Annotated in this window: 10 protein-coding genes, 1 pseudogene and 1 riboswitch; of the genes and pseudogenes, 5 read left to right on the forward strand and 6 right to left on the reverse strand. The window is 57.6% G+C overall.

Annotation, left to right across the window (positions count from 1 at the left end; all coding sequences use genetic code 11):
- Positions 1 to 911: 911 nt before the first annotated feature.
- From ACNPN0_RS01390 to ACNPN0_RS01400, 3 genes are all read right to left on the reverse strand, one after another.
- Positions 912 to 1,166 carry a hypothetical protein gene (locus ACNPN0_RS01390; RefSeq protein ID WP_448938422.1) on the reverse strand — a complete coding sequence of 85 codons (255 nt, stop codon included), beginning with the start codon at positions 1,164 to 1,166 and terminating at the stop codon, positions 912 to 914.
- Between the two features lie 279 nt (positions 1,167 to 1,445).
- The gene (locus tag ACNPN0_RS01395; RefSeq protein WP_448938421.1) at positions 1,446 to 1,862 is read right to left on the reverse strand and encodes a hypothetical protein; all 417 of its coding nucleotides are present in this window, start codon (positions 1,860 to 1,862) and stop codon (positions 1,446 to 1,448) included.
- Positions 1,802 to 2,728, reverse strand: coding sequence for a hypothetical protein (locus ACNPN0_RS01400; RefSeq protein ID WP_448938420.1), 927 nt, complete (start codon positions 2,726 to 2,728; stop codon positions 1,802 to 1,804). The genes ACNPN0_RS01395 and ACNPN0_RS01400 overlap by 61 nt, the downstream gene beginning before the upstream one ends.
- Before the next feature lie 704 nt (positions 2,729 to 3,432).
- On the opposite strand from ACNPN0_RS01400, the pseudogene ACNPN0_RS01405 reads away from it, so the two are divergent.
- Positions 3,433 to 4,628: pseudogene (locus ACNPN0_RS01405) on the forward strand (IS110 family transposase).
- A gap of 1,151 nt (positions 4,629 to 5,779) precedes the next feature.
- A complete protein-coding gene (locus ACNPN0_RS01410; RefSeq protein WP_448938419.1) occupies positions 5,780 to 6,202 on the forward strand; it encodes a hypothetical protein in 423 nt (140 codons plus the stop codon).
- A gap of 79 nt (positions 6,203 to 6,281) precedes the next feature.
- Here ACNPN0_RS01410 and ACNPN0_RS01415 read toward each other — a convergent pair whose 3' ends face one another.
- From ACNPN0_RS01415 to ACNPN0_RS01425, 3 genes are all read right to left on the reverse strand, one after another.
- Complete coding sequence (locus ACNPN0_RS01415) at positions 6,282 to 6,509, reverse strand: hypothetical protein (RefSeq protein ID WP_146112981.1); 228 nt, start codon at positions 6,507 to 6,509, stop codon at positions 6,282 to 6,284.
- Positions 6,510 to 7,096: 587 nt separating this feature from the next.
- On the reverse strand, positions 7,097 to 7,591 hold the full coding sequence (locus ACNPN0_RS01420; RefSeq protein ID WP_105657946.1) for a CoA-binding protein: 495 nt from the start codon (positions 7,589 to 7,591) through the stop codon (positions 7,097 to 7,099).
- Positions 7,591 to 8,964 carry an O-acetylhomoserine aminocarboxypropyltransferase/cysteine synthase family protein gene (locus ACNPN0_RS01425; protein WP_448938418.1) on the reverse strand — a complete coding sequence of 458 codons (1,374 nt, stop codon included), beginning with the start codon at positions 8,962 to 8,964 and terminating at the stop codon, positions 7,591 to 7,593. Before ACNPN0_RS01425 ends, ACNPN0_RS01420 begins: the two co-directional genes overlap by 1 nt.
- A gap of 115 nt (positions 8,965 to 9,079) precedes the next feature.
- Positions 9,080 to 9,174, reverse strand: a riboswitch (SAM riboswitch).
- Positions 9,175 to 9,285: 111 nt separating this feature from the next.
- On the opposite strand from ACNPN0_RS01425, the gene ACNPN0_RS01430 reads away from it, so the two are divergent.
- The 3 genes from ACNPN0_RS01430 (at position 9,286) to ACNPN0_RS01440 (ending at position 11,086) form a co-directional block, all read left to right on the forward strand.
- A complete protein-coding gene (locus tag ACNPN0_RS01430) occupies positions 9,286 to 9,846 on the forward strand; it encodes a histidine phosphatase family protein (RefSeq protein WP_448938417.1) in 561 nt (186 codons plus the stop codon).
- A 116-nt stretch (positions 9,847 to 9,962) separates the two neighbouring features.
- Complete coding sequence (locus tag ACNPN0_RS01435) at positions 9,963 to 10,460, forward strand: RNA polymerase sigma factor (RefSeq protein WP_448938416.1); 498 nt, start codon at positions 9,963 to 9,965, stop codon at positions 10,458 to 10,460.
- A complete protein-coding gene (locus tag ACNPN0_RS01440) occupies positions 10,457 to 11,086 on the forward strand; it encodes a methylated-DNA--[protein]-cysteine S-methyltransferase (protein WP_448938415.1) in 630 nt (209 codons plus the stop codon). Before ACNPN0_RS01435 ends, ACNPN0_RS01440 begins: the two co-directional genes overlap by 4 nt.
- Positions 11,087 to 11,122 lie beyond the last annotated feature (36 nt).

Raw genomic sequence — 11,122 nt, forward strand, 5'->3', positions numbered from 1 at the left:
TTCTTATTCCGGATCTCCACGTGGAAGGTGCGATTCGCGATTTCTTTGATCTTTGACAGCAAAACTAGTTCCGTTCTCGCGGAGGAGCCGCGTTATCCCGCACTGCAGGGCCGCAGGGTGATGCGCAGAGGCTGCAATGTATTGCAGCGATTCTATGCGTTTGGATTCATCTTACGATGCGCTTCGATGCCAGGTCAGGGCTTTGATCGTGTCGCTCAAACAATTAGATGGATGGATAAGCGAAGTATCTGCGGTTCAAATGTGGGCAATTATCCTATTACGAGTCTGCAGAGAACTCGCAATGGTAAAGCGATGCCAGGGGCAACGGGCGCGTCTTACCGTCCATCTGAGAAGGATCGAATGCTGTGATCGCGGTGGACTACTCGACCAATACGGTGCGGGAAGATTCGGTGTACTGGTTCCTGCGGTCAATGTAGTTGCAAGGTACGGGATGCCTATTGCTACTAGCGTGAGAGCCATTTCGAAGCCCCATGTAACGGGAAGCAAGATCGCGGTTGAGAAGCTCACTGCCAAAATTGATGTTTTCTATTTCCCATGCAGAGTTTCCAAAGGTATGCCCAGGGGAGCCCTATTGCTGGTGCCGACGGGTCAACGTTCATTCCTGTTGCTAAGTTCGCTGGTCAGAACTGTCACGAGTGAGTCTACGGGCAAGGTCGTTCCAGCGAAGCTGAAAATAGTAAAGAAGCCTGCGACTACTGGCAAGTCACTGGCAGGGAGGTCAAAGTAAGCGCAGGTACCTCAAAGGCGAAGGGCGTGAAAGTTTCGTATCAGTGGCCGCGCTCGGGAAAGATTACCGGCGAGGCCCCCGGACTATTAGCTAAGCGGGGGCAAGACACCATGCCGAGATTGGTTGGCCGACAACTCCTATGCTCCTCGGAGATAAGGAGCTGTCAACAATATAACGGGTCTTTGGTGAAGTTGATACCGGCACGGGAGAGCAACTGCATGCGTGATCCGTCGATGTTCCAGCTCACCCATCGGGCGAACTTGCGTGATCGGCTCAACGCGAGGGAGAAGTGGGTGTAGTCGATGACGGGAGAGCCGTCGAGCTGCACTAGATCTTCGGCAATCTCGGCGTTGGCGGTGGGGAGGTCAATGGCCGTGGTGAGGAAGTGCAGGTGAAATCCCGCGGACTCACTGGACAATTCTTTCTACTGACTCATGGATGGCACGTGCGATTTTCTGGATTCGGCATTAAACATGGAAGCATCCTGCAAAGACCGCGGGATGCTTCCATGCGAAAGAGTCTGTTGAGACATGAACAATCATAGCCACCCTTGTTGCAGATGAGGTCTCTCCCTCATGGGGATTCAGCAATCCTGGACGGCTTCGACGATATCAACCATCACCAGCACCGCGACGGGAACCTCAGCCGTGTGATGCTGACGATCAGAATAATCAGGGGTTTGACCTCAGGTTTTTCTCTATAGTTCGGTTACTCTCGCTATTTCATCAAACTTGATGGTGACTGACTCCGCTGATCCATCACTTATCATCAGATCGGCTGTCTTCTCAAACGAATTCCAGCGTGCCGTCACTTGGGCAGCACCGACAGATTCCAAAGCCACTGTCCCAGACCCGTTGGAAGATGGAATGTTCACTTCATGGCCGTTGACCGTTACTGAAAGGTTCGCAGGAACTTTTACGGTAAAACAATCATTTTTTGCACAAACGTCCATGACGGCTTCCACAGATAGTGACTGGGATGTATCTGAAGTTGAGCAACCAGCTGCGATCAGAGCAAATGATGCAAGGGTTACTCCCTTTGCCCAGGTGCGTCCTAGCATCGGTAAGACCCGGCTTGGCTTGATTTCTGCCATAGATTTGAGCTCGTATTCCATGAGATTCCGATTGAAGACTTACCTATACTAAAACCGGTCAGCTTTGTAGAGTTCCAAGAATGCCCATATTTCGCAAAAGCTTGAAGGCATTTAGTTGAACTCGTGGTTAGCGTATAGGTCAAAGTTCCTTTATATGTAGGACTGTGTCCGTAAAGCGCGGCGTAGCCCCAATCCTGGAACGCCCAACCCGCACCATATTGATTGTTGGTTTCCAGCCATCCAGTTTTCTCACACTTGTTATAGCTGTTGCACCCCACAAAGGAAACGCCCTTGTTGGTGACGGCGCGGTTGAACGTAATTGCTAGCCCGTCGGGTCCACCGATCTGAGATTTGCCGCGTGAACACTCGGAAAAGGGTGCATTCTTCCAATTGTATCGAGCATACGCATAAATCTTTGTCCCAGATTTTACAATCTGGGGGCGAGAAATATTTATGTCACCTGCACTCGACGAAGGCTTGGTAACACGGCACCCGAGCTTGGCCGGTTCAGCTACCCCAAGAAGAAAATCGCTGGGTTTTACTGTCACTGGGATTGTCGCCAGATTTTCTGCCGGCTCCGAAAGGCCCTGCTCATTCATCTTGGCTGACGTTAGTTGATCGAGAGTTACCAACAATGACACTTCACTGCGGAATGCTTCCTCTTCAGCACTCGTGCGGTCGTCTGCACTGAAAGGTACAATCACCCCGTTTGATAAAGTGATCGTCTTCGGTGACGGATTGTCTTTCAGAAGAGACGCAGATTCGGCTGCTGGAATAGGCGAAGCGCTCTTGACATCGCTTAGGTTTAGATCCGTAACTTGTGATGCGTAAGAAGGCATCGCAGCCATGGTCAGCGCCCATGTCAGCCCAGAGACAAGCATCGTCATTAGTCCCTTCAAAGGGCCCTCTTTCAATTGATAGCCAATTCCAAGTAGGGTCCACGTCCGCTAGTGCAAGTTCTGACTGCAGGTGGCGCCTCGGAATACGAACGTATTAATGCATTCTGATTTATATGCATTGCATATGATCATATCTAGTAGATTTGCTTTTCACTTCGATGTTGCCAAAAAGTTAGAATTAGACGCATTCGCGCCTCGTTCTCGTGGCAGCAACTTCACGATCCGGGATCCACGCTGTGTCCACAACGGGTTTGGAGCAGGAGTGGGTAAGAGCCCCCACAGATAGTTGAGGAGGTTTGAAGGAGGATGTCTCTACGACCAAGCTCCTCTTCTGACGCACGAGAACGAAGTATTCGAAACTTCAATATCGGTCGCCGGCTCAAGTACTTCAGCAGTGGACTGAACAGACTAGACCAGATCTTTCGTGAGGGTTCTGACAACCCGTCATCTTTTGACAGCTCCTAATCACCGAGGAACATAGGAGCTGCCGGCCGACCAATCTCGGCATGGTGTCTTGCCCCTGCTTATCCAATAGTCCGGGGGTGTTGCCACCGTGATTGCGATGGCAGCGTGGTGATTGCTGATCAGGGGCGCTGCGCCAAAACTGGACGTCTGTCATAACGTGGATTTAAGACTTCGCGACCGACGGTTGGTCGACTTTGAACAAGAACTAGTTCAAAGGAGCACTAGTCATGATCATCTCAGGTGTGGAAATTTTCCTCTGCCTCGACGTCGGGAAAACAGACCATTGGGCCTGCGCCGTCACCAAGGACGGCACCAAAATCTGGAACAAGACCCTGCCCAACGACGAAGCCAAACTCGTCTCGGTCTACCAAGAACTCAGCGCCAAAGGCACCGTGCTAGTCGTCGTGGACCAACCCGCAACCATCGGAGCCCTCGCTGTTGCCGTCGCTCAGCACCTAGGAATGACTGTTGCCTACATGCCCGGACTCTCGATGCGGCGCATTGCAGACATGTATCCCGGGACGGCTAAAACCGATGAAAAAGACGCGTTCATCATCGCTGATGCGGCGCGCACCATGCCGCACACGCTGCGCAGTATCCAGGTCTCGGACGAGGATGAAGCCACCCTGGGCATGCTCGCCGGATTCGACTTGGATCTGGCCCGGCAGGTCACCCAGACCAGCGACAGGATCCGCGGGTTGTTCACCCAAATCCACCCGCCACTAGAGCGGATCCTCGGCCTTTGGCTGGAACACGACGCGGTGCTGGAGGCCCTCGCAGCCTGGCCCACACCGGCGCAACTGAAGCATGCTGGCAAAGCGCGGATCGATGCGAAGCTGAAAAGCAGGGAGCCCGCCGGCACACTGCTTGGGCCGGAGCCATCCTGGATACGTTGGATGAGCAAACCGTGGTCGTGGTCGGCACCGACGCCGCAGGCCTGGTCATACCGCACTTGGCCCAGCAATTGATCTCGTTGCATGCCCAGCGCGCTGACGTGGCCACGCATTGGGAAGCCATGGTGGAAGCTCACCCTCTTTACCCGGTCCTGACTTCCATGCCAGGGGCCGCGGTCAGGACCGCTGCGATCATCATCGCCGAGACCTCCGGCAAAACCTTCGCCAGCGCCGTATCACTGTCCTCTTACGCCGGGCTGGCGCCAACCACTCGACAGTCAGGCACGTCGATCAAGTCCGAACGCGTCAGCCATTCAGGCAACAAACGGCTGAAGCGAGCGCTGTTCCTTTCGGCGTTTGCTTCCATCCGTTTTGATCCGACCAGCCGAGAATACCAAGACCGGAAACGGGCCCAGGGTAAACGCCATAACCAAGCGCTCATCGCACTGGCCCACCGACGACTCACAGTCCTGTTCGCCATGATCCGGGACGGATCGCTCTATGACGTTCCGGAGCTGAAAATTGCTTGACACAGAACATAGGGGCACCCCCAGCCGAATTCGACCGTGACCAAGAAGGACCTTGGAAGGAAATCGGCTGTCTGGTTAACTGCCGCGAAGCCTGGATATGCAACAGTGGCGATGGCGGTGAATAAGAAGTAAACGTCGCTTGCTCGTGGTTGTTCATCGCTGGTTTTGGACCGTTGAAGTGTGGCCATTCTGGTCCACAGAACGTCAATCTCAGCCTGTTCAGTGCTTGCAGATGCAAATGGCTAGGTGCCCAATAGGGCACCTAGCCATTATGCAGGGTTCCCGCACGGATGAGAGAGGTGAAACGCTCAATCCGAACAGTGCGTGGTGTCGCCATGAGACTGAACCACGCATGAAACTAGGCTAAACCACCAGCTGTATGCTTACTTGCACACCACGCTCTGAAGATTTCTGGTTCTTCATTAAGCCAGTTACCGGTGGACCAGTTCTCACGCGCTGAGCCGGTCGGCCGAAAGATACTCACCGCGCATGGTGCTGCGCTCTTGTTGCTCCAGGATTGAGCTGGATGGAATACCGCCGTGCACGAGTACTTTACGCTTTCGTGTGCTGCTCGCAGTTGAGCGGTGGGGCATCACGGGCGACTTGCAGTGGGCTGAATGCTTCCTGTGTTTCAAGGGCTGCGTGAACCCGATGTCCCGAACTTTTGTGACAACTCCCGCTGGTGGTCCTGAACATGCGAGCATTCCCCGTTCAGGATAGTCGTGGACGTTAGACACAGACTAGGTATGCCATGAGGTGCCCGTCCCGCTGAGTACCCTGGATCCTCGCAAGCTCGTCTCCAGGGTGTATGGGGCGTCCGCTGGCGCGGCCGGCTGTTAGCCCGGACTTCGTCCGGTCTTTTCCTGTTTTTTGCTGCTGTCCTTCGGAGTATACGGGCCACCTCCAAACCCACAAGCCGCTCGCTGCGCTTCGGGCGTGCTCCACCCAGAAATTCTTAGGGCCGCGCTCCTTCGTCGCTTCTTTCGGCCCAAGATTTTCGTGGATTGCGCACCCCTGGCGGGTTGATGGGTTTTCCGGCTGGCCCCGCTTCATTTCATTTCGCCAGCAGGCAAAAAACAACCGGGGGAGGGCTTCGGCGGGTGGCTGGCAACCTGCCCCTCTTTCCGTGAAGCGAAAGGATGCGAAAATCTATGCAGACCACGACCAAAGACAGCCGCGAAACCGTTACCGTCCCAGCAACTGTCGAGCGCGATCTGTACGGCGAAGGGTATGACTGGATGGAGTCGCTGGCCGGTACCGGGTGGTACGAAGTTCCAGGGTGGGGCCGCGACGGATGGGACCTGGGATCCTGGCCTTACATCATCTTCGCCGCCGCCAAAACTGAAGACGCAGCTGGGAAGCTGTTCGGATACACCACCTACGTGGAGGGCGACGTGACCGCGCGCTGGTACCGCAGCTGCGAAGCCCGCAACCTGGCCATCAGCAAGGAAGCCTTCTGGTACTGGGCCAGCGGTCAATCGGACGGACCGGAAGCGTTGGAAGGGATGAACCCGCAAGAGTTCAAGCAGATCGACGGGCTATGTGAACCATACATCCCGAACTTCGGGAACTAACCCAGCCAGGAGACATGACTGGTCAAAAGAACTAGGCCGTCCGGCGGAACGCTCCGATTATGGACAAGGGAAGCAACAGCTAGGAAGCCTTTTTGGTTTCCTTGGTAGCAAACCAGCCGGGCAAGCTAATCAGCAGCCCCACGACGCCAACAATCGCCACCACCCAAAGAGCCGGGGCAGGCCATGAGTCCAGGTTGTTCTCATCCATGATGACCCCCGTCGAATACAGGGCAATCCCGCTGCATACCAAGGCAGTCAAGCTCATCCCGAGGGCCACGGACCATAGGGTTCTTCGATTTGCATCCACTGTCTGCTCCTTCGTATCTCCAGTCAACTGGCGCACTTCCAAGGAAACTTCTGCTTCCGGAGAATTCTGAATAGTGCGTCAACCCAGAGTACTGTCTCCGATGCCTCTTAGCTGGGTGCCGCAGAGGGAATCCTCGCCCAGAGAAATTTCAACTCCGTGCAGCATTGAGGGTGCGGCACCATGCTATTGCGAGATGCTGGAATGTTCTCGGGCCAAGGGAATCGAGTTTTCATATAGCAGTGCGGGCGGGACTTTTCTTCTTTCGTTCGCGCTCGTAGCGAATCGAAATCGATTCTCTCTGCCTGTTTTAGGGTTTGGGTCGTTTGGCCTTGCGTTGCAGTGCTGTGGTTTGCAGATTTTTCGATCTGTGATTGAACGCGTCGAGCACTTCGGGGCCACACCCACGGCATGCCGTGGGCCAATTGCGTCGACCATGGTTCGGCAGAGGTCTTGTTCTTCCTTCGGAATGCTCCGTGCAAAAGTTCAGCGTCGTTGATCAAACCGGCCATTTCCGGGGAATTGCCGCAGAAAAATGGGTGCATGCAACGCAATGTTGCATGCACCCATTTCCTGGAATCCTGGACTCCCTAGGCAAGTACCTGGCGCTTGGAGGAAATGACGCCGGTATTGAATCCAGCCAGGCGCAGGCCGCCGTGGAAGCGGGCGTGCTCGATCTTCACACAGCGGTCCATGACCACATTCATGCCCGCGGCCTCGGCGCGCCGGGCCACTTCCTCGTGCCACGATCCCAGCTGCAGCCACAGGGTCTTCGCGCCTACGGCCAGGGCCTCGTCCAACACGGTAGGCAGGTCATCGTGCTTGCGGAAGACCTCGACCAGGTCCGGGGTCTCCGGCAGATCGGCCAGCGACTTGTACACCGGCTGGCCCAGGATCTCATCGAGTACCGGGTTGATGAAATACACCTTGTACTTGGAGGATGAGAGCAGGTAGGTAGCCACGAAATAGCTGGCGCGCGATGGCTTGTTCGAGGCACCGACAATGGCGATGGACTTGGTGTCGCGCAGGATCTCCAGGCGCTGTGCGGCTCCCGGGCCTTCCCAAGCGGTATCAACGGCAGTCATTAGATTGCTCCCTTCGAAGCGGTTGGCAATGCGCAGGCGGAACCTTCATAGGCCGGTGCCTCGAACCCTGCGGCGGAAGCGGCAATCGCTTCCTGCGAAGCGGCCAGCGCCTGGTCCAGATCCCAGAGGATGTCCTCGACATCTTCCAGTCCTACCGACAGGCGGATCAGATCTTCTGGCACGCCAGCGGAGACCAGCTGCTCGGCGCTCAGCTGCTGGTGGGTGGTGGAGGCCGGGTGCAGCACCAGGGTGCGGGCATCGCCGATGTTGGCCAGGTGGCTGGCCAGCTGCAGGGCTTCGATGAACTTCGAGCCGGCTTCGCGCCCGCCCTTCACTCCGAAGCTGAAGACCGAGCCGACGCCCATGGGCAGCAGCTCCTTGGCCTGCGCGTGCTGCGGGTGGGATTCCAGGCCGGCGTAGTTCACGTAGGTCACGCGCTCATCGGCCTGCAACCAGGCAGCGACCTGCTTCGCGTTGGACAGGTGGTTGTCCATGCGCTGCGGCAAGGTCTCCAGGCCCTGCAGCAGCTGGAATGCGGACTGGGCCGGCAGAGCCGGTCCGAAGTCGCGCAGCTGTTCGCTGCGCAGCTTGGTCAGGAAGCCGTACTCGCCGAAGTTGTCCCACCAGGAGACGTTGCCGTAGCTGGCAACCGGTTCGGTCATGGTGGGGAACTTGCCATTGCCCCAGTTGAACTTGCCCGACTCGATGACCACGCCGCCCAGGGTGGTGCCGTGCCCGCCGATGAACTTGGTGGCCGAGTGGATCACGATATCCGCGCCGTGCTCGATAGGGCGCAGGATGTACGGGGGAGTGAGCGTCGAATCGACTACCAGCGGGAGATTGTGGCGGTGCGCCACCTCGGCCAGGCCCTTCAGGTCAGCGATGTCGCCGGACGGGTTGGCCACCACCTCGGTGTAGACGGCCTTGGTGTTTTCCTGGATCGCCGCTTCGAAGTCGGCGGGATCATTGGAGTCGATGAAAGTGGTGTCGATGCCGAAGCGGCGCAGCGAGACATCGAGCTGGGTGATGGTGCCGCCATAGAGCTTCGAGGAAGCCACAATGTGGTCGCCTGCCTGGGCCAAGGCCGCGAAGGTGACGAATTCCGCGGCCATGCCCGAGCCGGTGGCTACCGCTCCGATGCCGCCTTCCAGCGAAGCCATGCGCTCTTCGAATGCCGCTACGGTCGGGTTGCCGATACGCGAGTAGATGTTGCCGTACTTCTGCAGGGCAAAGAGGTTGGCCGCATCGTCGGCGTCCTTGAAGACGAACGAAGTGGTCTGGTAGATCGGCACTGCGCGTGAGCCATGCTCGGCATCGGGGGTGCCTCCGGCATGCAATGCGCGGGTGCGGAATCCAAACTTGTGATCTGCCATGGTGGCTTACGACTCCTTGTCGATTGGGGTTTCGCGGGCACCGCAGGGCGGGTCGCGATCGAGGCAGGAATCCCGGAATCAATGTCGCTTCCTGCTGTGGTCCAACGGGTAGGCGGCTGCATCGTTTCTGGCGGTAGCACCGTAACCACCGGATGTGGCAGGTTGCTGCGGCGTCATCGAACCAGATCTCTCAGCCGCTCGGGATGGTGTAATAATCTTCGCAACATGACCGTTCGTGACCCAACTATGAGTCGTAACGTTGCGTATTGGAGCTGTTATCGGAGATTCTTCGATAACTATTACCCCGGTTAGGCTGGAGTCATGGATACTTCGCTGGCACTGGTGCGACACGGGCAGACCGATTGGAACCTTGCAGGGCGCCTGCAGGGGCGTACCGATATCCCGTTGAACGAGACCGGGCGCGAACAAGCTCGCGAGGTCGGGCGCCAGCTGATCGGCCAGAACTGGTCGCTGGTACTTGCTTCGCCCTTGGAACGTGCCCGGGAAACTGCCGCGCTGATTGCCCAGCAGATCGGGGCCGAGACGGGGAACGCCGTTCCGGAACTCATTGAACGCGGCTTCGGCCCGCTGGAAGGCCGGATCATGGCCGAGGTCAGCGAAGCGGAATCGGCTGCTGCCAAGGACCTGCGTGAGCCGCGTGCCCAGATCTTGAACCGTGCGGTGCCAGCGCTGCTGGACTTGGCCAGCAGGCATGCCGGGCGCAAGGTCATGATTGTCAGCCATGGGGCCACCATGCGCACCATCCGCGACGCATTGGCCGGAACCACGGACCCCCAAGGCGTGGAAAATGGCGAAATGCTCCACTTGGACTTGATCCGCCTTGAGCAGATCGCCAGCGAATTGGATCTGGTGGCATTCTAGGAATCCACGGGGTCTCTGCGCGAAGTAAATTTTTTTTCGTTCACGCCTCACAAAATGGTCTCCTCGTACGTTTACATGGTGAGAAGCCATGAAGGCGCAAGAATTCCAGGAGAGCCATGCAAGCACCGTTCGAGCGGATAGTCCAGGACTATGGACTGAACGTCCTGCGCGTTTGCCGTGCCCTGCTTGATGAGCATCGCGCGCAAGACGCCTGGTCCGAAACGTTCCTTGCCGCGCTCAAGGCGTACCCGCAACTGCCGGAGGACGCCAATGTCCTGGCATGGCTAGTGCGTATTGCCCGGAACAAAGCCATTGACGAGTTGCGCAGGAACAAGCCGGAAATCCTCATCGGCCAAGACGTGGACAGCCTGGCCCCATCAGCCCAACGGCCGGATCTGCAGTTGGAAAACCTGCAGCTGTGGCATGAGGTGAACCAGCTTCCTGGCAAGCAGCGGCAGGTGGTGGCCTACCGCTACCTGGGCGGAATGAGCTACGCGCAAATTGCCGGAATCCTTTCCGGCACCGAAGCTGCCGCCCGGCGTTCGTGCGCCGATGGGATCAAGAATCTGCGGGCGCGGATGGATGACCAAGAACTATGGCGGGAGCAGCCATGAACGGAAAAAATTATCGGCAGCAGGCTACGGCCGCTGAAGCGCAAATCCTCGACTCGCTGCAGAGCCGGCTCGTTGAACGGGCCCGTGCACGGGAACTTGTTGATGTTGCCTATCGCGTGGTCGATAGCCCCGTGGGGGCCTTGCTGCTGGCCAGCACCGATGCCGGGCTGGTCCGGGTTGCTTTTGAATCCGAAGGCCATGACCGGATTCTGGAGGTGCTCTCGGAAAGGGTCAGCCCGCGGATCCTGCGCGACAAGTCGAGCTTGGATGGTGCCGCCCGGCAGCTGGAGGAGTATTTCGCGGGCCAGCGGCATGGCTTCGATCTTCCGGTGGACTTGCAGCTCTCCACCGAGTTCCGCCGCCAGGTGCAGCTGGAACTGGGCCATATCGATTACGGGCGTACCCTGAGCTACGCCCAGCTGGCGCAGCAGATCGGCAAGCCGAAGGCGGTGCGGGCCGTCGGTTCAGCCTGCGCCACCAACCCGATTCCCATCGTGCTGCCCTGCCATCGGGTGCTGCGCACCGATGGTTCATTGGGCGGCTACCTGGGAGGCTTGGAAGCCAAGTCCGAGCTGCTGAAGCTGGAGAACCCGGACTTCGCCAGCGGCGCCGCGACGCTGTTCTGACGGGCAGTTCCCGCATGAAACAAGTGCTGGGGGGGG

The organism is Glutamicibacter sp. AGC84, assembly GCF_053543575.1.